Annotated in this window: 18 protein-coding genes; 14 read left to right on the top strand and 4 right to left on the bottom strand. The window is 74.4% G+C overall.

The genetic code is table 11. The features are described 5' to 3' along the window. From ACIGW4_RS01520 to ACIGW4_RS01505, 4 genes are all read left to right on the top strand, one after another. Positions 1–303 carry a hypothetical protein gene (locus tag ACIGW4_RS01520; RefSeq protein WP_399577702.1) on the top strand — a complete coding sequence of 101 codons (303 nt, stop codon included), beginning with the start codon at positions 1–3 and terminating at the stop codon, positions 301–303. Beyond that, entirely contained in the window at positions 296–1,348 is a 1,053-nt protein-coding gene (locus ACIGW4_RS01515) for a 2Fe-2S iron-sulfur cluster-binding protein (RefSeq protein WP_399577700.1), read from the top strand. The genes ACIGW4_RS01520 and ACIGW4_RS01515 overlap by 8 nt, the downstream gene beginning before the upstream one ends. Positions 1,349–1,370: 22 nt before the next feature. Continuing rightward, the gene (locus tag ACIGW4_RS01510) at positions 1,371–2,147 is read left to right on the top strand and encodes an SDR family oxidoreductase (RefSeq protein ID WP_398706772.1); all 777 of its coding nucleotides are present in this window, start codon (positions 1,371–1,373) and stop codon (positions 2,145–2,147) included. Positions 2,148–2,286: 139 nt separating this feature from the next. Further along, complete coding sequence (locus ACIGW4_RS01505) at positions 2,287–2,760, top strand: SRPBCC family protein (RefSeq protein WP_399577697.1); 474 nt, start codon at positions 2,287–2,289, stop codon at positions 2,758–2,760. Here ACIGW4_RS01505 and ACIGW4_RS01500 read toward each other — a convergent pair. Beyond that, positions 2,744–3,622: an IclR family transcriptional regulator gene (locus tag ACIGW4_RS01500; RefSeq protein ID WP_311319332.1), complete on the bottom strand. Its 879-nt coding sequence runs from the start codon at positions 3,620–3,622 to the stop codon at positions 2,744–2,746. The genes ACIGW4_RS01505 and ACIGW4_RS01500 overlap by 17 nt on opposite strands. A 182-nt stretch (positions 3,623–3,804) precedes the next feature. On the opposite strand from ACIGW4_RS01500, the gene hsaA (ACIGW4_RS01495) reads away from it, so the two are divergent. The 9 genes from hsaA (ACIGW4_RS01495) to ACIGW4_RS01455 all read left to right on the top strand — a co-directional run bounded on the left by hsaA (ACIGW4_RS01495) (position 3,805) and on the right by ACIGW4_RS01455 (position 21,080). Beyond that, on the top strand, positions 3,805–4,974 hold the full coding sequence (hsaA, locus tag ACIGW4_RS01495; protein ID WP_399577695.1) for a 3-hydroxy-9,10-secoandrosta-1,3,5(10)-triene-9,17-dione monooxygenase oxygenase subunit: 1,170 nt from the start codon (positions 3,805–3,807) through the stop codon (positions 4,972–4,974). A gap of 116 nt (positions 4,975–5,090) precedes the next feature. Continuing rightward, positions 5,091–6,257, top strand: a complete 1,167-nt coding sequence (gene hsaA / locus ACIGW4_RS01490) for a 3-hydroxy-9,10-secoandrosta-1,3,5(10)-triene-9,17-dione monooxygenase oxygenase subunit (protein WP_399577693.1) — start codon at positions 5,091–5,093, stop codon at positions 6,255–6,257. A 12-nt stretch (positions 6,258–6,269) separates the two neighbouring features. After that, complete coding sequence (gene hsaD / locus ACIGW4_RS01485; protein WP_399577691.1) at positions 6,270–7,139, top strand: 4,5:9,10-diseco-3-hydroxy-5,9,17-trioxoandrosta-1(10),2-diene-4-oate hydrolase; 870 nt, start codon at positions 6,270–6,272, stop codon at positions 7,137–7,139. 45 nt (positions 7,140–7,184) lie between these two features. Then, entirely contained in the window at positions 7,185–8,078 is an 894-nt protein-coding gene (locus ACIGW4_RS01480; RefSeq protein WP_359590219.1) for a VOC family protein, read from the top strand. Next, a complete protein-coding gene (locus ACIGW4_RS01475; protein WP_123457139.1) occupies positions 8,066–8,554 on the top strand; it encodes a flavin reductase family protein in 489 nt (162 codons plus the stop codon). Before ACIGW4_RS01480 ends, ACIGW4_RS01475 begins: the two co-directional genes overlap by 13 nt. Then, complete coding sequence (locus ACIGW4_RS01470) at positions 8,554–9,423, top strand: MaoC/PaaZ C-terminal domain-containing protein (protein WP_123457140.1); 870 nt, start codon at positions 8,554–8,556, stop codon at positions 9,421–9,423. The genes ACIGW4_RS01475 and ACIGW4_RS01470 overlap by 1 nt, the downstream gene beginning before the upstream one ends. 127 nt (positions 9,424–9,550) lie before the next feature. Further along, positions 9,551–10,486, top strand: a complete 936-nt coding sequence (locus tag ACIGW4_RS01465) for a phosphopantetheine-binding protein (protein ID WP_399578175.1) — start codon at positions 9,551–9,553, stop codon at positions 10,484–10,486. 17 nt (positions 10,487–10,503) lie between these two features. Continuing rightward, the gene (locus ACIGW4_RS01460; protein WP_399577688.1) at positions 10,504–19,761 is read left to right on the top strand and encodes an amino acid adenylation domain-containing protein; all 9,258 of its coding nucleotides are present in this window, start codon (positions 10,504–10,506) and stop codon (positions 19,759–19,761) included. Next, complete coding sequence (locus ACIGW4_RS01455) at positions 19,758–21,080, top strand: serine hydrolase domain-containing protein (protein ID WP_399577685.1); 1,323 nt, start codon at positions 19,758–19,760, stop codon at positions 21,078–21,080. Before ACIGW4_RS01460 ends, ACIGW4_RS01455 begins: the two co-directional genes overlap by 4 nt. Positions 21,081–21,134: 54 nt before the next feature. Here ACIGW4_RS01455 and ACIGW4_RS01450 read toward each other — a convergent pair whose 3' ends face one another. Both ACIGW4_RS01450 and ACIGW4_RS01445 read right to left on the bottom strand, forming a co-directional pair. Next, entirely contained in the window at positions 21,135–21,776 is a 642-nt protein-coding gene (locus ACIGW4_RS01450; RefSeq protein WP_359588489.1) for a response regulator transcription factor, read from the bottom strand. After that, the gene (locus ACIGW4_RS01445; protein WP_399577682.1) at positions 21,767–22,789 is read right to left on the bottom strand and encodes a histidine kinase; all 1,023 of its coding nucleotides are present in this window, start codon (positions 22,787–22,789) and stop codon (positions 21,767–21,769) included. Before ACIGW4_RS01445 ends, ACIGW4_RS01450 begins: the two co-directional genes overlap by 10 nt. 322 nt (positions 22,790–23,111) lie before the next feature. On the opposite strand from ACIGW4_RS01445, the gene ACIGW4_RS01440 reads away from it, so the two are divergent. After that, a complete protein-coding gene (locus ACIGW4_RS01440) occupies positions 23,112–23,753 on the top strand; it encodes an ATP-binding cassette domain-containing protein (RefSeq protein ID WP_185094653.1) in 642 nt (213 codons plus the stop codon). Positions 23,754–23,783: 30 nt separating this feature from the next. On the opposite strand, the gene ACIGW4_RS01435 is transcribed toward ACIGW4_RS01440, so the two are convergent. Next, positions 23,784–24,692, bottom strand: a complete 909-nt coding sequence (locus tag ACIGW4_RS01435) for a helix-turn-helix transcriptional regulator (protein WP_123455812.1) — start codon at positions 24,690–24,692, stop codon at positions 23,784–23,786. Between the last annotated feature and the right edge of the window lie 103 nt (positions 24,693–24,795).

Here is a 24,795-nt window from a genome sequence, read left to right as displayed (position 1 = left end):
ATGCGAGCGGTGGAGTGCGCGGCCTGCGGCAACCAGGTCCTGTGCGAGAAGTTCAGCGTCGCCCACACCTCCGTGCAGTGGACGGCCGACGCGGCCGTCGCCTGCGCGGAGTTCCGCGACCGGGTGCGCCCGGGCGCGACCACCGCCCGGACGCTGACCTGCCGGGCCCTGCGGGCGAGCATCGACCGCGCGGTCGAGGACGGCACCCTGACGGTCGGCACCCCGGACCGGGGAATCCCGGAGGCCGGTTCCCCGGCGTACGGCTCCCCGGCCGTCGGAACCCCGGAGGCCGTCGATGTCTGAGTCCACGACCGGGGCCCGCACCCACCGGCTGCGCGTCGTCGAGGTCATCGCCGAGACGGCCGACGCGCACTCCCTGGTGCTCCGGGCGCCGGCGGAGAGCGCGGACCGCTTCGCGTACCGCCCCGGGCAGTTCCTCACCCTGAAGCTGCCCGGCGCCGACGGGAGGCCGGCCGCCCGCTGCTACTCCCTCGCCGGCTCGCCCCACACCGGCGAGCCCCTGAAGATCACCGTCAAACGGGTCGCCGGCGGGTACGGCTCCAACTGGGTCTGCGACCGGCTGGCGGCCGGCGACGAACTGGAGGCGCTGCCCCCGGCCGGCACCTTCACCCCGGACTCCCTCGACGAGGACCTGCTGCTCGTCGCCGGAGGCAGCGGCATCACCCCGGTCCTGTCGATCGCCAAGTCGGCCCTGGTCGCCGGCCGGGGCCGGGTGGTGCTGCTGTACGCCAACCGCGACGAGTCCTCGGTCATCTTCCGCGACGAGCTGCGGGAGCTGGCCGAGGACCACCCGGACCGGCTGCTCGTGATCCACTGGCTGGAGTCGCTCCAGGGCCTGCCCGTCGTGGAACTGCTGGCCGCCGCGCTCGCGCCGTACGCCGGCCGCGAGGCCTTCGTCTGCGGCCCGCAGCCGCTCATGGACGCCGTCGAGGAGGCCCTGCGCACGCTCGGCGCGCCCGGCGACCGCGTCCACCGGGAGCGGTTCTTCTCCCTCGGCGCCGACGTCTTCGACGCCCCGACGGTGCCCACGGCCACGGCGGCCGAGGACGGCGGCACGGCCGAGGCCGAGGTCGAGCTCGACGGCGAGACCCGCACGGTCGCCTGGCCGCCGACGGCACCCCTGCTCGACGTGCTCCTCGCCGCGGGCGTGGACGCCCCGTACTCCTGCCGGGAGGGCGCCTGCAGCGCCTGCACCTGCCGGGTCGTGTCCGGCGAGGTCAAGATGCTCCGCAACGACGTCCTGGACGACCAGGACGTCGCCGAGGGATACGTCCTGGCCTGCCAGGCCCTCCCGCTCACCGGCCGGGTCGAGATCACCTACTCCTGATACTCCCGACGAGGAGACCGTCATGTCCCGAACCTGCCTGGTCACCGGAGCCGCCTCCGGCATCGGCAAGGCCACCGCCGACCTCCTGCGGAGACAAGGCCACACCGTCGTCGGGGCCGACCTCGCCGACGGCGACATCCGCGCCGACCTCTCCACCGCCGAGGGCCGGTCCGAACTCGTCGCCCGGGCCCGCGAGCTGACCGGCGGCCGTCTCGACGCCGTCGTCTCCTGCGCGGGCGTCGCCCACTTCGACCCCCTCACCGTCAAGGTCAACCACTTCGGTGCCGTGGCCACGCTCGACGGACTGCGTCCGCTGCTCGTGGCCGGCACCGATCCCCGGGCCGTGGTCGTCGGATCCGTCGACTCCGTCCACCCGGTCGACCCCGCCATCGTGGACGCCGCGCTCGCCGGGGACGAGGAGGCCGCGGTGGCCGCCTCACGCGCGGCCGTCGACCGGGGCGAGGGCCACCTCGTCTACTCCTCCTCCAAGGCGGCGATCTCCCGCTGGGTCCGCCGCGCCGCCCCCACCGGGGCGTGGGCCGGTGACGGCGTCCCGCTCAACGCCGTCGCCCCCGGCGTGGTCGTCACGCCCCTGACCCGGCCGCTGCTCGACGACCCCGAGATGCGGGTACTCGTCGAACGGAGCGTGCCGATGCCGCTGCACGGCCATGCCCGCCCCGAGCAGATCGCCCCGCTCATCGCCTGGCTGGCCTCGCCCGAGAACGCCCTCGTGACCGGGCAGGTCGTCTTCGCCGACGGGGGAGCCGACGCGGTCCTGCGCGGCGACCGCACCTGGTGACGTCCCGTACGAGGAGACCCGGCAGGACCTGGAGGGGCACCCGTGCGGGTACGGGTGCCCCTCGCCGTACGCCCGTATCCGCATCCGTATCCGCACCCGTGCCCGTGCCCGCACCCGTGTCCGTCACGAGGAGACGTCCATGAGCCCCCGCAACGAGGAGACGCCCATGAACCGCCGTACGCTCGAACGCTCCGCCGTCGTCCCGGCCGCCCCCGACGCCGTGTGGGCCGTCGTCGGCGACTTCGGCGCCCTCGCCGACTGGCACCCCCACGTGCCGCCGTCCACCCTGGAGGACGGCGGGGACCCGGCCGTCCCCGGGACCGTCCGGGTCTTCGCCGTCGACGGCGAGACCGTCGCCCGGGAGCGCCTGCTCGACCGTGACGCGACCGCCCGCTCGTACCGCTACACCCTCCTCGACCCCGTCATGCTCCCGGTCCACGACTACGTGGCGACGCTCGCCGTGCGCCCGCACCCCGAAGGCGCGGAGGTCCGGTGGTCCGCCGCCTACCGGGGCACGGACGACGTCGTGCCCCGGGTGGAGTCGGTCTTCGGGGACGGCACGTACGGCACCGGCCTCGCCGCCCTGAGGGCGCGCTTCACATCCAGTCGCTGAAGCGCAGCCAGGCCATCATGTTGTCCATCGAGGGCTGCGAAAGCCCCACGGGCCCCGCGTCGACCGGCTGGGCCCGCTTCTCCGGCTGCCGCCCCGGCCCGAACATCGACTGCCACACCGCCCGCGCGCAGCCGCGCACGACCGGGGCCAGCCGCTCCATCTCCCGGTGGACGCCATGGCCGCTCACCGAGATCGCGGCGACGGCCCGGCCGGCGCCGCGCAGCGGGGCGGCCACGCAGAACACGCCCCGGTACCCCTCCTCGTGGTCGAAGGCCACGCCGCGCTCCCGCGTCATCGCCAGTTCACGACGGAAGGACTCGGGGCGGGTGATGGTGCGCGGGGTGCGTGCCCGCAGGCCGTCCCGGATCACCTGCTCCACCGGCCCGCTGTCGCCGAAGGCCAGGATCGCCTTGCCCGAGGCCGTGCAGTACGCCGGCTGCCGGCCGCCCGTGCGCGAGGGCACGACGGAGTCGTCCGAACCGCCGATGCGCTCCAGATAGACCACCTCGGAGCCGTCGAGCACCGTCAGGTGCACCAGATGGCCGGTGGACTCGTGCAGCGCGTGCAGATGGGGCAGGGCCGCCCGGCGGAGCCGGTTGTGGTGCGAGGCCATGGCGCCGAGCTCCAGCATTCCCATGCCGAGCCGGTAGTCGCGGCCCTCGCGCTCCAGCCAGCGCAGCTGCACCAGCTGGTCGAGGATGCGGTGCGCGGAGGAGCGGCGGATGCCCGAGCGCTGCACGACCTCGGTGAGGGTGAGACGGGGGCCCGCGCTCTCGAAGGCGCTCAGCACCTTCGCCGCCTTCTCCAGCAGGGACAGAGGCGGCGCCCCGGCCTCGACGGGCTCGACAGCATGGGTCGTCATCGACACCTCCCACACGGACAGCACAGCCGAACGGCCCGTGGCTGGGTCCGTAATCTCCGGTATTGCGTGGAGATTGCCAGAGGATGACGGGCGCTGGGAAGGGGGAGTTCCGTCTCGGAACAGTAACGCGTAGGTTCCTTCCCGTCACGGCACGACCGGACCGGAATCCGAGAGGGGCGCCCATGCGCGACGACGACGTCCTCGCGGCGGTCCGCGCCCTCGCCCCCGCCCTGCGCGAGCGCGCGGCCGAGGCGGAGGACCTGCGCCGACTGCCCGACGCCTCCGTCGGGGAACTGGAGGCCGCCGGCTTCTTCCGGCTGCTCCGGCCCCGGGCGTACGGCGGACTCGCCGCCGACCCCGCCCTCTTCTACGCCGCCGTGCACGAGATCGCCAAGGCCTGCGGATCGACCGGCTGGGCGGCGTCGGTCCTCGGCGTCCACCCCTGGTACGTGGCCCAGTTCGACCCCCGGGCGCAGGAGGAGGTCTGGGGCGCGGACGAGTCCGCCCGGATCTGCTCCTCCCACGCCCCCACCGGGAAGGTCACCGCCGTCGACGGCGGATTCCGGCTCTCCGGCCGCTGGCACTTCTCCGCCGGCTGCGACCACGCCCGCTGGGCGCTGCTCGGAGGCCTCGTCGCCGACGGCGAGGGCAACCCGGTCGACATGCTGACCTTCCTGGTGCCGAGCGCCGACTACCGCGTCGACGACGTGTGGGACACGGTCGGCCTGCGCGGCAGCGGCAGCAACGACATCGTCGTCGAGGACGCCTTCGTCCCCGCCCACCGGGCGCTCGGCTACGGCCCGGTGACCGTGCTGCGCTGCCCCGGGCACGACGTCCACCCCGAACCGCTGTACCGGCTGCCGTACGCGGCCGTCTTCACCACCGCCATCTCCACCGCGATGGTCGGCATCGCCGAAGGCGCCCACGAGGACCAGGTCACCGCCGCCCGCGCGCGCCTCCGGACCGCGCCCGGCCGGCGGGCCGCCGAGGACCCCTTCGCCCAGGTGCGCATCGCCCGCGCCGCCGGCGAGATCGACGCCGCCCGGCTGCAGCTCGCCCGCAACATGGCGGAGCTGTACGCGGTCGCGCGCGCCGGGGCGGAGATCCCGAGGGAACTGCGCGCCCGCGCCCGCCGCGACCAGGCCCTGGCCACCGAGCGCGCCATCACCGCCGTGGACCTGCTCATGGAGAACGCCGGCCGCGGACCGCTGCGCACGGGCGACGACGTCCTGCAGAGGGCCTGGCGCGACCTGCACACCGGCCGCGGCCAGGCGGCCAACGACGTGGAGCGGGCCCTGGTCCTCTACGCCCAGGACGCCCTCGGCATGGACGTCCACGACCCGATGCTCTGACCCGGAAGGCCTTCCCCGGGCGGGTTCCCGCTCAGTGGGAGCAGCGCATTTCGTCGCCGTACGGCACGCCGTACGGTCCTGGCATTCCCCCACCACGACCCGAAAGGGGATGCCCCATGGCCGACGACGTCCTGGCAGCGATCCGTGACCTCGCCCCCGCCCTGCGCGACCGCGCGGCCGAGGCCGAGACGCTGCGACGCGTGCCCGACACCTCCGTCAAGGAGTTGGAGGACACCGGCTTCTTCCAGCTGCTCCAGCCCAAGGCCTTCGGCGGCCGCGCGGCCGACCCGGTGGTCTTCTACACGGCGGTCAAGGAGATCGCCAAGGCGTGCGGTTCGACCGGCTGGGTCGCCTCCGTGGTCGGCGTCCACCCCTGGCACGTCGCCCTGTTCGACCCCCGCGCCCAGCAGGAGGTCTGGGGGCAGGACCCCAAGACCCGCATCGCCTCCTCGTACGCCCCCACCGGCAAGGCCGCCGCCGTCGACGGCGGATTCCGGCTCTCCGGCCGCTGGCACTTCTCCTCCGGCTGCGACCACGCCCGCTGGGCGCTGCTCGGCTGCCTCGTCACCGACGGCGAGGGCAACCCGGTCGACATGCGCACCTTCCTGATCCCCAGGCCCGACTACCGGATCGACGACGTGTGGGACACCGTCGGCCTGCGCGGCACCGGCAGCAACGACGTCGTCGTCGAGGACGTCTTCGTCCCCGACCACCGCGCCCTCAGCTTCGGCCCGGTCACCGCCCTGGAGGTGCCCGGCCACGAGGTCAACCCCGAGCCGCTGTACCGGCTGCCGTACGCCGGGGTGTTCACCACCACCATCTCCACCCCGATCGTCGGCATCGCCGAGGGCGCCTTCGAGTCCTACGCCGAGGCCACCCGGAAGCGGTTCCGCGTCTCGTACGGCCAGAAGGTCGCCGAGGACCCCTTCGCGCAGGTCCGCATCGCCCGCGCCGCCGGCGACATCGACGCGAGCTGGCTGCAGCTGACCCGCAACATGGGCGAGATGTACGCCCTCGCCGAGCGCGGCGAGGAGATCCCCATGGAGCTGCGCACCCGCACCCGCCGCGACCAGGTCCTCGCCACCGAACGCTCCGTCGCCGCGGTCGACCTGCTCATGGAGAACTCCGGCGGCAGCGCCATGCGCACCGGCCCCGGCCTCGTCCAGCGCGCCTGGCGCGACGCCCACACCGGCCGGGGCCACGCCGCCAACGACCCCGAGCGAGCCCTGGTCATGTACGGGCAGAGCGTGCTCGGCATCGACATCCAAGACACCATGGCCTGAGAGGCGTTGACGATGGCAGAGCTCACTTACGAGTCGACCTCCCGCACCGCCGAGGCGGCCGGGCTCACCCTCCACTACCACGAGGCCGCGCCCGCCGGCCGGGACGACGCCCCCGTCGTGATCATGCTGCACGGCGGCGGCCCCGGCGCCTCCGCCTGGAGCAACTTCGGCCGCAACCTCCCCGTCTTCGCCGAGCACTTCCGCACCCTGCTCGTCGACCAGCCCTGCTTCGGCCGCTCGGACAAGCCGGAACTCGACAAGGACTACTTCAGCTACAGCGCGGACGCCGTCGCCGCCCTCATGGACGAACTGGGCGTCCGACAGGCGCACTTCGTCGGCAACTCCCTCGGCGGCGGCACCGCCGTCCGGATGGCCCTGAACCACCCGGACAAGGTCGGCAAGCTCCTCCTGATGGGCCCCGGCGGAGTCTCCGTCAACCTCTTCGCCCCCGACCCGACCGAGGGCATCAAGCGGCTCTTCGAGTTCAACGCCTCACCCGAGCCCACCAAGGACCAACTGCGCGCCTTCCTCGGCGTGATGGCGTACGACCAGTCGATCGTCACCGACGAACTCGTCGAGGAGCGCTGGGCCTCGGCCACCGACCCCGACACCCGGCTCGGCAGCGTCCGGATGGGCGCCTCGTTCGCCGATCCCGCCTGGGCCGGGGACACGATGCTCTGGCGCGAGGCCCACCGGATCACCCACCCGGTGCTCCTCACCTGGGGCCGCGAGGACCGCGTCAACCCCCTCGACGGCGCGCTCGTCGCCCTCAAGACCATCCCCGACGCCCGGCTGCACGTCTTCCCGCACTGCGGCCACTGGGCCCAGACCGAGCAGGCCGACGAGTTCAACCGCCTCGCCGTCGACTTCTTCTCCCACTGAACCCCACCGAACCCCTCTGAACCTTCCACCGAAGAGGTGCACACCATGGACATCCGTGCTCTCGGCTACCTGCGCCTGGAGACCACCACCCTGGACGAGTGGCGCCGCTACGCGCTCGACGTCCTCGGCATGGTGGAGGCATCCGGCACCACCGAGGACACCCTCTGCCTCCGCCTGGACGACCGCGCCCACCGCATCGTCGTCCAGGCGGGCGAGAGCGACCGGCTCCTCGCGGCCGGCTGGGAGGTGGCCGACGCCGCCGCCCTCGCCCGCGCCGCCGAGGAGCTGGAGGCGGCCGGCGTCGCCGTCAAGGCCGCCGACCCCGCCGAACTCGCCGAGCGCCGCGTCCAGGGCCTGATCCACGTCACGGACCCGGGCGGCAACCCGCTGGAGATCTACTGGGGCCAGGCACAGGACCACAGCGCCCTCGGCACCCCGTACGGCAACCGCTTCGTCACCGGCGACCTGGGCCTCGGCCACGTCGTGCTCCCCGTGCCGGACATCGAGGCCGCGCTCGACTTCTACGAGAACCTGCTCGGCTTCCAGCTGCGCGACTCGATGAAGCTGCCGCCGCAGGCCGTCCCGACCGCCACCGAGCAGCGGGACTTCCACTGGATGCACTTCCTCAGCCCCAACCGCCGCCACCACAGCCTCGGCCTCTACCCGGGCGCCCTGCCCCCCGGCATCGTGCACTTCATGGTGGAGCTGGAGACCCTCGACGACGTGGGCCGCGGCCTCGACCGCATGCACGCCGCCGGCATCCCCATCGCCTCCAGCCTCGGCCGCCACACCAACGACCGCATGGTGTCCTTCTACGCCCAGGCCCCCGGCGGCTTCCAGGTCGAGTACGGCTGGGACGGCCTCGTCGTCGACCCCGCCACCTGGGTCGCGAAGGAGATCACCGCCGACAGCTTCTGGGGCCACCAGTGGAACGGCTGATCCCGCCCTCCGAGTTCCGGGACGTGCTCGGCCGCTTCGCCAGCGGCATCACGGTCGTCGCGACGCTCGACGCCGACAGCGCGGAGCCCGTCGGGTTCGCCTGCCAGTCCTTCGCCTCCCTCTCCCTCGACCCCCCGCTGGTCATGCTGGCCGTCGGCAAGAACTCCACCAGCTGGCCGAGGATCGAGCGCGCGGGCCGCTTCTGCGTCAACATCCTCGCCGAGGACCAGCGGGCCACCTGCGCCGCCCTCGGCCGCAGCGGCCCCGACAAGTTCGCCGGGGTGCCCTGGAGCACCGGCGAGCACGGCACCGTACGCGTCGACGGGGCCCTCGCCCACGTGGAGTGCGAGCTCGACGCGGTCTACGAGGCCGGGGACCACCACCTGGTCACCGCGCAGGTGGTGGCGCTCGACGCCGGCGAGGACGGCCGGCCGCTGCTGTTCTTCCGCAGCCGCTACGCCGTGGGAGCCTTCTGATGCCGATCGACGTCGAGAAGGCGACCTCCGCGCCGCCGGTGCGCACCGACGTCCGGTGGGACGAGCGCGACGTACGGCTCTACCACCTGGCCCTCGGCGCCGGCGTCCCCGAGACCGACCCGCGCGAACTGCGCTATGCGTACGAAGGACACGAGCGGGGCCTCCAGGTCCTGCCCACCTTCGGGGTCGTCGCGGGCGGCACCGGCGGCGTCGGGTTCCAGGTCTTCGACCTGCCGGGCGTCGACATCGACCTGGCGCGCGTGCTGCACGGCGGCCAGGAGATCACCGTGCACCGCCCGCTGCCCGCCACGGGCCGGGCGACCGCGGTCACCCGCGTCGCGGCCGTGCACGACAAGGGCAAGGCCGCCGTCATCGTCCAGGAGTCCACCCTCCTCGGCGAGGACGGCGAGCCGCTGATCACCCAGCGCAACCAGATCTTCGTCCACGGGGAGGGCGGCTTCGGCGGCGACCGCGGCCCCTCCGAACGCCTCCCCGCCCCCGACCGCGCGCCCGACCTGGTGGCCGAGATCCCGACGCTCCGCCAGCAGGCCCTGCTCTACCGGCTCACCGGCGACTGGAACCCGCTGCACGCCGACCCCGCCACCGCCCGGCGGGCGGGCCACGACCGGCCCGTCCTGCACGGGCTCTGCACCTTCGGGATGGCGGTCAAGGCCGTCACCGACCGCCTCCTCGGCGGCGACGCGAGCGCGGTCGCCGCCTGCCGCACCCGCTTCGCCGGGGTCTTCTTCCCCGGCGAGACCCTGCGGCTGCGCGTCTGGGACACCCCCGACGGCCACCGGCTGACGGCCACGGCCGCGGACCGCGAGGACGCGCCGGTCCTCACCGACGCGCGGATCACCGCGCGCTGAACCGACGCGGTGACCACCGCGCCGAACCGACGCGCGGCCACCGCGCGACGACCCGGGGGGGGGGGGGGGGGGGGGCGGCCCCCCCCCCCCCCCCCCCCCCCCCCCCGCCTGGTCGCCCGGCCGCCGCCTGCTCAACGGATACGGACCCAGCGAGTGCGCGGTCGCCGCGACGCTCTTCGCCGTGGAGCCCGGCGTCCGGTACGACAACGTGCCGATCGGCCGGCCGATCCCCAACACCAGCGTCCACGTCCTCGACGACCGGCTGCGCCCCGTGCCGCCCGGCGTCACGGGAGAGCTCTACCTGGGCGGCGACGGCGTGGGCCGCGGCTACGTCGGACGGCCCGGCCTGACCGCGGAGCGCTTCGTGGCCGACCCCTTCGGCAGGCCCGGCGCCCGCCTCTACCGCACCGGCGACCTGGCCCGCTGGAACCCGGACGGCACGCTGCGGTTCGCCGGCCGGGCGGACGACCAGGTCAAGATCCGCGGCTTCCGGGTGGAGCCGCGCGAGGTCGAGAACGTGCTGCTGCGGCACGAGGCGGTGGCCGAGGCCGCCGTCGTCGTCCAGGCCGACGCGGCCGGCAAGCGGCTCGTCGCCTACGTGGTGCCGCGCGCGGGCGTGCCGACCGCGGACGAACTGCGCGCCCACGTCGCCCGGCACGTGCCCGCCTACATGGTCCCGGCCGCCGTGGTGACGCTGACGGTGCTGCCGGTCAACCGCAACGGGAAGCTCGACCGGGCGGCGCTGCCCGTGGCGAGCGTCCGCCCGGACGAGGAGTCGTACGTGGCGCCGGCCAACCCGACGGAGGAGGCCCTCTGCCGGATCTGGGGCGAGGTGCTGGCCGTGCCCCGGGTGGGCACGCGCGACAGCTTCTTCGACCTCGGCGGCGACTCGATCAACGCGATCCGCCTGGCCGTCCGCATGCGCGCGGCGTTCGGGGTGCCGGTCTCCCCGAGGGACCTGTTCGAGCACCGACGCGTGAGCGACCTCGCCGGGGTGGTCCAGGAGCGCGTCCTCGCGAGCCTGACCGCCGTCTCCGGCACCCAGGCGCCCGGCCGGATCTGACCCAGGGAGGAACGCAGATGACCCAGCCAGACGAGAAGTTCGCGTCCGTACCGGCGCACCTGCAGGCGGAGCTGCTGCGTCGCCTCGCCGGCGAGTCCGCGTCCGAGGAGCGGCCGATCCCGACCGTCCCCCGCGACGGCCTGCTGCCGATGTCCTCGGCGCAGGAACGGCTCTGGTTCCTCGCCGAACTGGAACCCGACAGCGCGGAGTACAACACGCTGCGCGCGCTGCGGCTGCGCGGCGACCTCGACACCGCGGCGCTCACCGCCGCCCTCGACCAGGTCGTACGCCGGCACGAGACGCTGCGCACCACGTTCGACGCGCCGGCCGGCCGCGGCGTCCAGGTGGTGCACGAGCACACCGCACAGGACCTGCCGACCGTCGACGTCTCGGGGCCCGGCGCGGAGGCCGCGGTCGAGCGCTTCCTCGCGACCGCGATGAACGAGCCCTTCGACCTGCGCCACGGACCGCTCCTGCGGGCCAAGCTGCTGCGCGTGGACGACCGCGAGCACGTGCTCGTCCTGGCCATGCACCACATCGTGTGCGACGGCTGGTCGACCGGACGGCTGCTCGGCGAGCTGGCCGCCGGCTACGAGGCGGCGGTCGGCGGCACCACCGCGGCCCTGCCGCCCGTGCCCGTGCAGTACGCCGACTACGCCGCCTGGGAGCGCGAGCGGGCCGCCGGCCTCGACGAGGAACTCGCCCACTGGCGCGACCGGCTCGCGGGGATGCGCACGGCCGAACTGCCCACCGATCGGCCGCGGCCGCCCGTCCGCACGCCCGCGGGCGCCACCCTGCCGGTGGAGATCCCCGCCGACGTGCTGGACCGGCTGCGCGAGCTGAGCCGCGGGCAGGACGCGACGCTGTTCATGGCCCTGGTCACGGTCACGAAGGTGCTGCTGGCCCGCTACTGCGGCGAGACGGACGTGGCGGTCGGCACCGTCACCCTGGGCCGGCAGCGGCCCGAACTGGAGAACCTGATCGGCTTCTTCATCAACACCGTGGTGCTGCGCTCCCAGGTGGACGAGTCGCTGTCGTTCACCGAGCTGCTCGGCCGGGTGCGCACCGGCCTGCTGGAGGCGTTCGCCCACGACGAGGTCCCCTTCCAGCGCCTCGTCGAGGCGCTGCGGCCGGACCGGGACGCGTCCCGGCCGCCGCTGGTGCAGGTGATGGTCAACCTGCAGAACATGGCCGACACGCTGCCGGCCTTCCGGGGCCTCGACGTCACCGAGATCCAGCCGCCGGTCGACGTCGCGAAGCTGGACCTCACCTTCGACTTCTACGAGGACGCCTCCTCGCTCGTCTGCTACCTGGAGTACAGCACCGACCTGTTCGACCGGGCGACCGTCGAGCGGCTCGGCGGCCATCTGGTCACCCTGCTGCGCGCGGTGGCGGAGGAGTCCACGGCCCCGCTCGCCGGACTGTCCATGCTGCCGGCCGACGAGCTGCGCACGCTCACCGCCGACTGGCAGGGCCCGGCCCTGGAGGTTCCGGCCGCGCGGACCCTCCACGAGATCTTCGACGAACAGGCCGCCCGGACGCCCGACTCCGTCGCGGTGAGCGACGGCAGCCGGCGGCTCACCTTCGCCGAACTGGCCGAGCGCGCCAACCGGCTGGCGCACCACCTGGTCGCGGCCGGCGTCCGGCCGGGCGTGCTGACCGGCGTCTGCCTCGACCGCGGCGTGGACGCCATGGTCGCGCTGCTCGCCGTGCTCAAGGCCGGGGGCGCGTTCGTGCCGCTCGACCCCGAGCACCCCGCCGGACGGCTCGCCATGATGCTCGAGGACGCCGCGACACCGGTGCTGATCACCGACTCGACGGCGGTGGGCGAAGGACCCTGGACCACCGTCCGGCTCGACACCGACCAGGACGCGATCGCCCGCCGGCCCGCCACCCCGCCCGTCACGGCCGCCGGACCGGACGACCTCGCGTACGTCGTCTACACCTCCGGCTCGACCGGCCGCCCCAAGGGCGTGATGGTCAGCCACCGCAACGCCGCCCACATGATGCGCGCCTGGGACGACCGCTACGACCTGACCGGACTGCGCGGCCGCTCCCTGTCGGTGTCCAGCCTCGCCGTGGACCTGTTCCTCGGCGACTTCCTGATGTCCGCCATGTACGGCGGCGAGATGGTGATCTGCCCGGCGGAGGTGATCACCGACCCGCCCGCGCTGGCCGCGCTGATCTCCGAGGTCCGCCCCCAGCTCCTCGTGACCACCCCGTCGCTGGCCAAGGCGATCGCCCAGGAGCTGTCCTGGACCGGCGGCCGGGCGGACTCGCTGCGCGTCCTCGCGGTCGGCTCGGAGGCGTGGCTCGCCGACGACGCCGCCGCGGTCCTGGAACTGCTCTCCCCCGACGCCGTCGTCACCAACAACTACGGCGCCACGGAGACCACCGTGGACTCCACGACGTACCGGCTGCGGGCCGGCGAGCCGGTCGGCACGGCGATCGTGCCGGTCGGCCGGCCGCTGGGCAACACCCGTACGTACGTCCTCGACTCCCGGCTGCGTCCCGTCCCCGTCGGCGTGCCCGGCGAGATCCACATCGGCGGCGACGGCGTGGCCCAGGGCTACTGGAACCGGCCCGAGCTGACCGCGCAGCGCTTCCTCGACGACCCGTTCACCGGCGGGCGGCTCTACCGCACCGGCGACATCGGACGCTGGCGGCCCGACGGCGACGTGGAGTACCTCGGCCGCGCGGACGACCAGGTCAAGGTCCGCGGCTTCCGGGTGGAGCTCGGCGAGGTCGAGGCGGCCATGCTGCGCCACCCGGGCATCGCCGCCGCGGCCGCCGCGGTACGACCCGACCCGGCCGGCCGCGACCGGCTCGTCGGCTACCTGACCGCGGACGGCACCGCGCCCACCCTCACCGAACTCCGCGCGTTCCTCGCGGGGATCGTCCCCGACCCGGCGATACCCTCCGCCCTCGTCGTCCTCGACGAGCTTCCGATGACCCCGAGCGGCACGCTCGACCGCAAGGCGCTGCCGACGCCGACGGCCACCGACCACGCCCCCGCGGGCCACGTGCCGCCGCGCGACCGCACCGAGTCCGAGCTCGCCGCGATCTGGGCCGAGGTCCTGGGCCTCGCGCCCGGCACGGTCGGCGCCGACGACAACTTCTTCGAGCTCGGCGGCGACTCGATCGTCGGACTGCAGGTCGTGTCGAAGGCACGGCGGGCGGGCCTGCGCCTGACCGCCAAGCAGATCTTCCAGTACCAGACCGTCGCCGACCTGGCCGCCGTCGTACGGGCCGCGGAGGAGCGGGCCGCGGAGGAGTGGGCCGGGGACGGGCGGGCCCCGCGGACGCCCGCCACCGCCGTCGGGGACGTGCCGCTCACCCCGGTGCAGCACTGGTACTTCGAGCAGTACCCGCGGGGCGCCGGCCACTTCAACCAGTCGATGTTCGTCGAGCTCGCGCCCGGCACCGATCCGGCCGCCCTGCGCACGGCGGTGACGGCGCTGCTCGACCACCACGACGCGCTGCGGCTGCGCGCCGTCCCCGCCGACGGCTCCTGGCGGCAGCACTGCGCGCTCGCCGAGACGGGCGAGCCGTTCCGCACGGTCGACCTGTCCGGGCTCGACCGCGAGGCCCGCGAGCGGGCGGTCCACGAGGCGGTCACGGCGGCGCAGACCGGCTTCCGGCTCGACACCGGACCCCTGCTCGCCGCGGTGCTCCTCACCGGCGCGCCCGGGCCCGACCGGCTGTTCGTCACGGCGCACCACCTCGTCGTCGACGGGGTGACCTGGCGGGTGCTGCTCTCCGACCTGGAACTCGCCCACGAGCAGGCGGCGCGGGGCCTGCCGGTCGGCCTCCCGGAGAAGACCACCCCCTTCCGGGAGTGGTCGAGACGGCTGACCGAGGCGGCCGCGTCCGGCCGCTTCGACGACGAACGGCCGTACTGGCAGGCCGTGGAGGCCGCCTCCACCACCTGCCCGCCCCTGCCGGGCGACACCACGGCACCCCTGCCGGCCGACGGCGCGGCATCCGGCACCCACGCCCACGCCGGTGTCGCACCCGACGCCCACGCCGACACCGCGCCCGACGCCCACACCGACACCGCCCCCGACACCCTCGCCCACGCCCGCACGGTCGATGCCGGGCTCGACGCCGAGCTGACCCGCGCGCTGCTGCGGGACGTCCCGGCGGCGTACCGCACCCAGGTCAATGACGTGCTGCTGACCGCGCTCGCGGCGGTGCTGACCGAGTGGACCGGCGGCGACGCCGTCGCGGTCGAGCTGGAGGGCCACGGCCGCGAGAACCTCTTCGACGACGTCGACCTGTCCCGCACGGCGGGCTGGTTCACCACGCTCTTCCCGGTGGTGCTGCCCGTGCCCGGGGAGGACTGGGGCACCCGGATCAAGGCCGTCAAGGAGACCCTGCGCGCGGTCCCCGAGGCCGGCATCGGATACGGCGCCCTGCGCCACCTGACCGCGAACTCCGGCCTGGGCGGCGCCCGTTGCCAGGTCGGCTTCAACTACCACGGCCACTTCGACGTGGCGACGGGAGACGGCCTGCTGCGCGCCTGGCAGCCCAGCCCGGTGCCCGACCGGGGCGCCGACCTGACCCGCCCGAACCTCCTGGAGGTCACCGGGATGGTCCGCGACGGACGGCTCGAGTTCTCCTGGGAGTACTCGGCCGCGCTGCACGACGAGGCGACGATCGCCGGCCTCGCGGAGCGGTTCACCACGGCGCTCGCCGACATCGTGGCGCACTGCTCCCGGGCCGGCGGCTGCACCCCGTCCGACTTCCCGCTCGCCGGACTCGACCAGGCGGGCGTCGACCGGATCGCCGGGGACGGCCGCATGGTCGAGGACGTCTACCCGCTCACCCCCATGCAGAGCGGCCTGTTGTTCCACTCGCTCGACGCGCACGAGGAGGACATCTACCTCACCCACGTCGGGCTCGTCCTCGACGGCGTCCCCGACCCCGCGCTCCTCGTCGAGGCGTGGCAGCGGGTCGTCGACCGCACGCCCGTGCTGCGCACGGCGATCGCCGACGCCGAGGGCGGCCGCCCCCTGCAGGTGGTCCACCGGGACGTCCGCGTGCCCGCCGTGATCGAGGACTGGTCGGAGCTGACCGAGGCGCAGCAGCAGGACCGCATCCGCCTGCTCGCCGAGGCCCCGAGCGAGCCGCTGGACCTGTCGCGGCCGCCGCTGCTGCGGCTGCACCTGGCCCGGCTCTCCGCCTCCGCCGTCCACCTGCGCTGCTCCTCGCACCATCTGCTGCTCGACGGCTGGAGCTTCGCCGACGTGCTCGGCGAGGTCTTCGCGGAGCACGCCGCGCTCCGCGGACGCGAGGTCGCGCCGCCGCGCCCGCGCCGCCCGTTCCGCGAGTACGTGCGCTGGCTGGGCGAGCAGGACACCGCCGCGGCACAGGCGTACTGGACCGGGCTGCTGGCCGGGTTCTCCGCGCCGACCGCGCTGCCGTACGACCGGCCGCCGCTGCGCTCGCACCAGTCCCGCGACACCGGCCACATCGACCTCGCCCTCACGGCCGAGGAGACCGGGCGCCTGGAGGGCTTCGCCCGGGAGGCCCGGGTCACCGTCAACACCCTGATCCAGGGCGCCTGGGCCCTGCTGCTCTCCCGCTACAGCGGCGACCGGCAGGTCTGCTTCGGCACCACGGTGGGCGGCAGGCCCGCCGAACTGCCCGGCTCCGACGGGATGGTCGGCCTGTTCATCAACACCCTGCCCGCCCGGCTGACGGTCTCTCCCGACCGCGAACTCCGCGCCTGGCTGCGGGAGATCCAGGAACAGCAGGTCGACGGCCGCCAGTTCGCGTACGCCTCCCTCGCCCAGGTCCGGAACTGGGCCGCGATCCCGGCGGGCACCGACCTCTTCGACAGCTGCGTGGTCTTCGAGAACTTCCCGTACGACGAGCACGCGGCCGAGCGGCACGGCCTGGAGGTGCGGTCCCTGGCCGGCCTGGAGACCTCGAACTTCCCGCTCACCTGCGTGGCGCACCTGGTCGACGGACTCCACCTGCGGCTCGGCTACGACCCGCGCCTCTTCGACGACGACACCGCGGGCCGTTTCGCCGATCACCTGCTCGGCATCCTCGACGCCATGGTGGCGGCGCCCGACGCCGCGCTGCGGGACCTGCCGACGGTGCGCGGCGCCGAACGCCACCGGCTGGTCGAGGAGTTCAACGGCACCCCCTCCGGCTACCCCGAGCGGTGCCTGCACGAGCTGTTCGCGGAGGTCGCGCGCGAGCACCCCGACCGGTTCGCGGTCGTCGCCGGGGACACCCGGCTCACCTACGCCGAACTGGACGCCCGCTCCGACCGGCTCGCCCACGACCTGGTCGGCCGGGGCGTCGGCCCGGAGGTGCCGGTGGGCATCTGCCTGCCGGGCGGCGCCGAGATGATCACCGCCATGCTCGGCGTCCTCAAGGCCGGCGGCGCGTACGTGCCGCTCGACCCCGGCTACCCGTCCGAGCGCCTCGCCTACCTCTTCCGCGACTCGGGCGTGCCGGTGCTGCTGACCAGCGCCGCGCTCGCGCCCGGACTGCCGCCGACCGGGGCCGAGATCCTGTTCGTCGACGACCTGCGGCCGGGGCCCGTCGCCGGACCGCCGCCCTCGCGCACGGTCCCGGACAACCTCGCCGTGCTCGTCTACACCTCGGGCTCGACCGGCGTCCCCAAGGCCGGCATGGTCACCCACCGCGGCCTCGTCCGCCTGGTGCGCGCCGCGGGCGAGCACACCTTCGGCGACGCCGCCACGATCGCCCAGCACCATTCGATCTCGTTCGACGCCGCGCAGAACGAGCTGTGGCAGGCGCTGCTGAGCGGCGCGTGCCTGGCCGTGCGGCCGGGCGACTTCCGCTCGGTCGACGAGCTCGACAAGTTCCTGCGCGACCACGAGGTTCAGGCCATGTCGTTCGCGGCGGGCTTCTTCCACGCCGTCGCCGACACCGACCCGGGAATCCTGGCGGGGCTGCGCAAGGTCGTCGTCGGCGGCGAGGCGCTGTCCGCACCGCACTGCGCACGCGTCCTCGACCGGCTGCCCGACCTGCGGATCGTCAACGCGTACGGGCCCACCGAGTGCTCGGTCACCGCGACCTGCTTCCCGGTCGAGCGCGGCGGGCGGCCCGGACGGACCGTCCCGGTCGGCCGGCCGACCGCGGACACCCGGGTCTACCTGCTCGACCGGGACCTCCAGGTGGTGCCGGTGGGCGTGGCCGGGGAGGCCTACCTCGCCGGGGACGGCGTGTCCCGCGGCTACCGCGACCGCCCCGCGATGACCGCCGAACGCTTCCTGCCGGACCCGTTCGGGAAACCGGGTTCCCGGATGTACCGCACCGGCGACCTGATGCGGTGGCGCCCCGACGGCACGCTGGAGTTCGTCGGCCGCACCGACGACCAGGTGAAGCTGCGCGGCTACCGCATCGAGCTCGGCGAGATCGAGCAGGCCCTCGCCGAACACCCGGACGTGGCGCGGGCGGCCGTCGTCGTCCGCGAGGACCAGCCGGGCCGCCGGCGTCTCGTCGGGTACGTGGTCTCGGAGCAGGACCCGGCCGAACTGACCTCGTACCTCGCCTCCCGCCTGCCCGAGTACATGGTCCCGGCCGTGCTCGTCCGGCTCGACCGCATCCCGCTCACCCCGCACGGCAAGGTCGACCGCCGCGCCCTGCCGGAGCCCGCGACCGCGGCGGCCGGCCGGGCCTCGGTGGAGCCCCGTACCCCCGACGAGCGCACGATGGCCGCGATCTGGGCGGAGGTGCTCGGGGTGGAGCGCGTCGGGGTCACCGACGACTTCTTCGACCTCGGCGGGGACTCGATCCTCAGCATCCAGGTCGTGTTCAAGAGCCGCCGGGCGGGACTGCAGGTCTCCTCCAGCGACCTGTTCCGCCACCCGACCGTCGAGCGGCTCGTCGCCGCGGCCGGCCGGGACCGCCGGGTCGCCGCCACCCAGCGGGCCGAGGCCGGCGAGGTGCCGCTCACCCCCATCCAGTACGAGTTCTTCGCGCGCAACACCGTCGCCCCGCACCACCTCGCCCAGTCGGTCCACGTCGAGCTGGCGGCGGACACCGACGAGACCGCGCTGCGGGCCGCCCTCGCGGCGGTCGTCGCGCACCACGACGCGCTGCGGATGCGGTACGTCCGCGACGAGCGGGGCCGCTGGTCGCAGCGGAACGCCGAAGCCGAGACCGGCGAGCTGTTCGAGCGCCACGACCTCTCGGGGCTGCCCGACGAGGAGCTCCCCCCGGCCATGGACCGGCTCGCCGCGGCGGCCGACACGGGCTTCGACCTGGCGGAGGGGCCGCTGCTGCGGGCGGTCCTGTTCGACCTCGGCCCGGACCGGCGGCCGCACCTGCACCTGACGGTGCACCACCTCGTGATCGACGCGGTGTCGTGGCGGATCCTCAACCACGACCTGGACCTCGCCTACCGGCAGGCCCTCGCGGGCGAGCCGGTCGACCTCGGCGCCAAGACCTCCTCGTTCCGGCAGTGGGCCACGCGGCTCGCGGCGCACGCGGCCGACGGCGGCTTCGCGGACCAGGCCGCGCACTGGGACGCCGTGCCCGAGGCGGCGCCGCTGCCGACCGACGGCCCCGGACCGAACGTGGTGTCGTCGCGGCGGATCATGCCGGTGCGCCTGGAGCGGGACGAGACCGAGGTGCTGCTGCGGGTGGCGCCGGGCAGGTTCCGGGCCCGGGCCAGCGACGTGCTGCTCTCCGCGCTGGCCTGGACGATGTGCCGCTGGTCCGGCGAGGACCGGCTGGTGATCGAGATGGAGGGCCACGGCCGCGAGGAGATCTTCGACGACATCGACCTGTCCCGCACCGTCGGGTGGTTCACCAGCTCGTACCCCGTCGCGCTGGAGGTCCCCGGACGGACGGACGGCGAGGCGGACTGGCCCGCTGTCGTGCGGTCGGTGCGCCGCTGCCTGCGCGCCGTGCCCGGCAACGGGCTCGGCCACGGCGCGCTGCGCCACCTCGCCGGGGCCGGTGCCCCGGCGGCGGAGCACACGCCTCCCGCGGTGCTGTTCAACTACCACAGCCAGACCGAGGAGATCACCCGCACGGCCGACCGCTCGCTGTTCCACGCCTTCCACGAGCCGATCGGCCGGGAGCAGGACGAGCGCGAGCGGGTCGTGCAGGCCCTGGAGGTGGTCGGCGCGGTCGAGGACGGCCGGCTCGGCTTCGACCTCTACTACTCGGTCAACCTGCACGAGCCCGGGACGATCGAGCGGGTCGGCGCCGAACTCGTGGCGGCGCTGCGGTCCGTCGCCCGGCTCTGCGAGCCGGCCCTCGGGACGGGGGGCGACCGGTGAAGGAACTGCTGACGGAGCTCGCGCTCCGGCACGGCGTGCCCGGCGCCCAGCTGGCGGTCTGGCGGGACGGCCTCCTGAGCACCGCGGAGACCGGTGAGGAGGAGGCCGGTTCGGGAAGGCCGGTGACGGCGGCGACGGCGTTCCCGCTCGGTTCGCTCACCAAGCCGTTCACCGCGACCCTCGCGGCCCTGCTGGTCGCCGACGGCGACGTGGACCTGGACGAGCCCCTGGCGGAGCAGCTGGGCGAGCTGCGCGCAGGACCGGATTTCACGCTCCGTCAGGTCCTCAGCCACACCGCGGGCCTGGCGGCCAACACCGCCGAGGCGCCCGTCGGGACCACCCGCGCCCGGTGGCTCGCCCGCCACGCGGCCGAGCAGGCCGTGCACGAACCGGGCACGGTCTTCTCCTACTCCAATCCGGGGTACGTGATCGCCGGCCGGCTGGTCGAGGAGATCACCGGCCTGGACTGGGCGGAGGCCGTGCGGACGATGCTGCTGCGTCCGCTGGGGCACGACGCCGGGGCGCCGACCGCCTCGGGGCACCTCGTACGTCCGGACGCCCCGCCCCGGCCCATCGGGGAGCAGTCCGTGCCGCCGCTGGAGGACCCGGCCGCGGGCCTGTGCGTCTCCGCCCGCGACCTCGCGGTCTTCGGCGCCGCGCACTTGGGCCTCGGCCCGGGCGGCGCCCTGCTCGACGCCGCGACGGCGCGGGCGATGCGCGAGGACGTCACGGAGGGGCTCGCCGTCGGCGCCTACGGGCTCGCGGACGGCTGGGGCGCCGGATGGTCGCGGTACGGGGACTGGTTCGGCCACGACGGCACCGGCGACGGGGCGTGGAGCCATCTGCGCGTGGACCCGTCGACGCGGACCGTGGTGGCGCTGACCGCCAACGGCAGCACCGGCGCGCGCCTGTGGGAGTCGCTGCTCGGGCGGCTGCGCGAGACCGGCCCGGAGATCGGCGACCATCCCCGGGACGGCCACCTCCGGGACGGCCACCCCAGGGACGGCCACTCCCAGGACGGCCACCTCCGGGAGACGGGCGGCGGCGGGTCCGTGCCGGCGCCGGCGGAGTGCGCGGGGCACTACGCCAACGGCGACTGGTCGTGCCGGGTGGAGGCCGAGGGCGGTGACCTCCTGCTCTCGGTCGCCGGAGCGGCGCCGGTCCGGCTCCTCGTCGGCGCGGACCTCTCCTTCCGTACGCCCTCCGGGGACGGTCCGCGCGCGGCGATGCCCTACCTGGGGCGGTTCCTGCGCGACCCGGCGACCGGCGCCCCCGACCGGGTGCAGATCACCGGGAGGCTCTGTCTCCGGCAGGGGTAGCGCGTCCCGCCGGCGGCGGGGCCCCTTCCCCGAAGGGGCCCCGCCGTCTTTGCGTCAGCGCGCCTCCAGATAGGTCAGCACGGCCCGGACCCGCCGGTGGCCGGCGTCGGTCTCGGTGAGGCCGAACTTCGCGAAGATGTTGCCGATGTGCTTGTGGACGGCGTTGTCGGTGACGGACAGCTTCGCGGCCAGCGTGGCGTTGTCGTGCCCCTCCGCCATGAGCGCCAGGACCTCCCGCTCCCGGCGGGTGAGCGTGGACAGCGGCCGGGCTCGCCCGGCGAGCAACTGGGCCACCACGTCGGGGTCGAGCGCGGTGCCGCCGCCGGCCACCCGGTCGAGCGCCTCCAGGAACTCGTCGACCCGGCTGATGCGGTCCTTGAGCAGATAACCGACGCCGCCCCCGCCGCCGGAGAGCAACTCGGAGGCGTACGTCTGCTCCACGTACTGGGAGAGGACCAGGACCGGCAGGCCGGGGTGGAGGCGCCGGGCCTCGATCGCGGCCCGGATCCCCTCGTCGCGGTACGAGGGCGGCAGCCGTACGTCGACGATGGTGGCGGCCGGGCGGTGCCGGTCGACCGCGGCCAGGAACCCCCCGGCGTCGTCGGCGACCTCGGCCACCTCGTAGCCGGCGTGGGTCAGCAGCAGCTCCAGGCCGGTGGCGAGCAGGACGTTGTCCTCGGCGATGACTATCCGCACGGCAGCTCCACGGTGATCGTGGTGGGACCGCCCGCCGGGCTGACGACCGTGACGCGGCCGTCGAGGGCCTGCGCGCGGCCGCGGAGTCCGGCCAGTCCGCTGCCCGCGCTCTCCCGCGCGCCGCCCACGCCGTTGTCGGTGACGACGACCGTCAGCACGTCCTCGACGCGCCACACCCTGAGCGCCGCCGCCGTGGCCCGGCTGTGCTTGGCCACGTTCGTCAGCGCCTCGGTGACCACGAAGTAGGCGACCGCCTCGATGGCCGCCGGGATCCGGTGCAGCTCGCCGATGTCGATCGAGACCGGGACGCCGCCCCGGGCGGCGACGGTGCGCAGGGCTCCCGGCAGCCCGCGATCGGCGAGGATGGGCGGATAGATGCCGCGGAGCACCTCGCGGAGCTCGACCATCGCCTCCTCGGTGACGTCGGTCGCCTCGCGCAGCATCCGGGCGACGGTGGACAGGTCACGGTCGAGGCACTGCCGGGCGACCGCGAGCCGCATGGCCACCGCCACCAGCCGTGCCTGGGTGCCGTCGTGCAGGTCGCGCTCGATCCGCCGCAGTTCGGCGCCGTGCGCCTCGATCGCGTCGATGCGGGTGCGGGTGAGCGCGGCCACGCGGTCGGCGAGCATCCGGGTGCGCGACGGCGCGAGCACGGCGAGGGTCAGACGGGCGTACCCCGTGGCGAGCGGCGGCAGCGCCAGGCATCCGACGGCGAACAGGACGGAGCCCACCGACGGGCCGGTGACGGCCTCCTGCCAGCCGGCCACCGGGACGTCCAGCACCGTCTTCGGGTGCCCCTGGGCCGGAAACGCCCATGCCAGCAGGGGAGTCGCCGCGATCACCAGCGCGTTGCCGACGCAGACGACCGCGGCGAGCCCGCAGGCGGCGCCCAGGGTCACGTGCAGGGCGAACCAGTACAGATGGCGGGGGAGGTCGATGTCCCGCTCGCGGACGGGGCGGCCCAGCAGCCGGCCGGCCCGCTGCCGGTGCCATTCGGCCCACGACCGGCGCATGCCCGGATGAAAGAGCGGCAGGAAGGAAAGAATGCTCATGATCGCGGTGCCCAATTCCCCGAGGAGATAAGCCGTGGACCGCAGAGGCGGCGACCAGGCGCGGATCACCGGAGCAGAACGCGACCTCGCGCGCATTACAGCAGGCTGTAGTTCTTTCCCTGTGGCGGAAGGTATGGGCTCTTCCGTACCGAAGGCCCTAACATGCCCGTCAGACCGAGTGTCGGGGACCAGAGGTGGACGGAATCGACTCACTTCCGCCGAAGTGGAACGGGAACGGCGGACCGGTTGCACAACCTACCTCCCGAGCAAGGAAAGAGACACCATGACGGAACAGAGTCCGGCTCTGCAGCTGTGTCATGTCGGCACGAACGGCGCCGAAGGCGCCGAATCCGGATACGCGATCGAGAACGTGTCCTTCGCGTGCGACGGCGGCACCTGGACGGCGCTGGCTGGACCGGCCGCCGCGGGCAAGACCGGCGTGCTGCGGTGCGCCGCCGGTCTGGAACCGCTGACGGCGGGCGAGGTCCGTCTCGCCGAGGGACTCCGGCTCGCGCACGTCGGTCTCCTGCCGGCGCCGGAGCAGGCGGCGACGATCGCCACGCTCGCCTCGGGACTCGGCCCGATGCCGGCCGGAGCGGCGGAGGTGGTGCGGGACGCGCTGCGCCGGCTGGACCTCTGGGAGGAGCGGGACACTCCCGTACGCGAACTGACGGAGGACCGGCAGCGGGTGGCCGCGGTCGTGGCCGCGGTCTCCGGAGCCCCCGACGTGCTGCTCGCCGACGACCTCACCGTCGGCCTTCCGCCCGCCACCGCCGAGGGGGTACTGGACCTGGTGCGCGGGCTGGTGGACCGGCAGGGGCTCTGCGTCGTGGCCTCGGCCACGGACCTGGCCTCCCTCGAACGGGCCGACGCGGTGGTGCTGCTCGCCGAGGGGCGTGTGGTCGAGACGCGGGTCGTGCCGTAGCGGCGCGGCCGTCGGGACGCGGGTCATGCCTCAGCCGCGCGGTCCCGCGGCGCCCCTCGGCTCACGCGCCCGCGGCTCGCCCGGGTGGCCCCACGGGCCGGTGACCTCGGCGGGCAACTCCCTCTGCAGGAGCGCCAGGCCGAGCGGGGTGAGCGTGTGCGTGGCGGTGGTGCGGTTGCGGAGCGTCGTGATCAGTCCGGCCTCCCGCAGGACGGTGGCCTGCTTGCTGGCGCCGGAGAGGGAGATGCCGAGCCGGTCCGACAGGTCGCCGGTGGTGCCGCTCTCGGACAGCGCGCGCAGGGCCGCCGCGCGGGTGGCTCCGACCAGGGCGGCCAGCGCCCGGTCGCCCTCGACCCCGGACTCCTCGGAGGGCGACTCCAGGTCGTTGAGGTCCAGGGGCACGGAGAAGACGAGCGCCGGTACGCCGGCCTGCCGTTCGGAGCGCACGAGCACGCAGGTCTTGTCGGGGAGGAAGAGCGAGGGGCTCAGGATCATGCCGCGTCCGTCGAGAGTGATCTCGAGGTCGGTGGGGGACGCGATGCGCAGTTCCGAGGACTCCCACGTCACCTTGGGGTGCAGCCCCGCGAGCAGGAATTCGACACCGTTCGTGATCGCTATCCGCCCGCGCACGTCGCGCTCGATCTCCAGCCGGGCCCGTATCTGCGACCAGTAGGGCAGGATGCCCGCGCTGCAGAACAGGAAGGCGACCTGGGCGAGGCGGCGGGCGCGGGCGCGCACGGCCGGCGGCACCGAATCGGCGTCGGCCCCCTCCCGCTCCAACAGCCACAGGAGATCGGGAACCGGCCGGTACTTGGACACCACCTCGCCCACGGCGGGCAGGTCGTCGCCGAGGCGCTCGCGCACGAACTTGTGCCAGCCGGCGCCGCCGCGCGCCCGTTCGCGTCCGAAGTGGTGGAGGGCGAAGACCGCTTCCGACACGGGTCCTAAAGTATGGACCATTCTTAACCGCTGTATGTCTTCGCTGGAAACTTTGATGCGCAGCATTGCCACCCCCGAGACGCAATTTGCATGCAGGAGATCA

This window comes from Streptomyces sp. NPDC053513, from assembly GCF_044544765.1.
Lineage (GTDB): Bacteria > Actinomycetota > Actinomycetes > Streptomycetales > Streptomycetaceae > Streptomyces > Streptomyces litmocidini.
This window is presented reverse-complemented; position numbering and strand designations above follow the sequence as displayed.

What these genes read in the sequence shown, in the direction of transcription:
- ACIGW4_RS01470 (WP_123457140.1), top strand. Translation starts at nt 8,554, where the DNA reads ATGCCGATCGACGTCGAGAAGGCGACCTCCGCGCCGCCGGTGCGCACC.
- ACIGW4_RS01515 (WP_399577700.1), top strand. Translation starts at nt 296, where the DNA reads ATGTCTGAGTCCACGACCGGGGCCCGCACCCACCGGCTGCGCGTCGTC.
- ACIGW4_RS01480 (WP_359590219.1), top strand. Translation starts at nt 7,185, where the DNA reads ATGGACATCCGTGCTCTCGGCTACCTGCGCCTGGAGACCACCACCCTG.
- hsaD (WP_399577691.1), top strand. Translation starts at nt 6,270, where the DNA reads ATGGCAGAGCTCACTTACGAGTCGACCTCCCGCACCGCCGAGGCGGCC.
- ACIGW4_RS01510 (WP_398706772.1), top strand. Translation starts at nt 1,371, where the DNA reads ATGTCCCGAACCTGCCTGGTCACCGGAGCCGCCTCCGGCATCGGCAAG.
- ACIGW4_RS01505 (WP_399577697.1), top strand. Translation starts at nt 2,287, where the DNA reads ATGAGCCCCCGCAACGAGGAGACGCCCATGAACCGCCGTACGCTCGAA.
- ACIGW4_RS01440 (WP_185094653.1), top strand. Translation starts at nt 23,112, where the DNA reads ATGACGGAACAGAGTCCGGCTCTGCAGCTGTGTCATGTCGGCACGAAC.
- ACIGW4_RS01445 (WP_399577682.1), bottom strand. Translation starts at nt 22,789, where the DNA reads ATGCGCCGGTCGTGGGCCGAATGGCACCGGCAGCGGGCCGGCCGGCTG.
- hsaA (WP_399577693.1), top strand. Translation starts at nt 5,091, where the DNA reads ATGGCCGACGACGTCCTGGCAGCGATCCGTGACCTCGCCCCCGCCCTG.
- ACIGW4_RS01460 (WP_399577688.1), top strand. Translation starts at nt 10,504, where the DNA reads ATGACCCAGCCAGACGAGAAGTTCGCGTCCGTACCGGCGCACCTGCAG.
- hsaA (WP_399577695.1), top strand. Translation starts at nt 3,805, where the DNA reads ATGCGCGACGACGACGTCCTCGCGGCGGTCCGCGCCCTCGCCCCCGCC.
- ACIGW4_RS01520 (WP_399577702.1), top strand. Translation starts at nt 1, where the DNA reads ATGCGAGCGGTGGAGTGCGCGGCCTGCGGCAACCAGGTCCTGTGCGAG.
- ACIGW4_RS01500 (WP_311319332.1), bottom strand. Translation starts at nt 3,622, where the DNA reads ATGACGACCCATGCTGTCGAGCCCGTCGAGGCCGGGGCGCCGCCTCTG.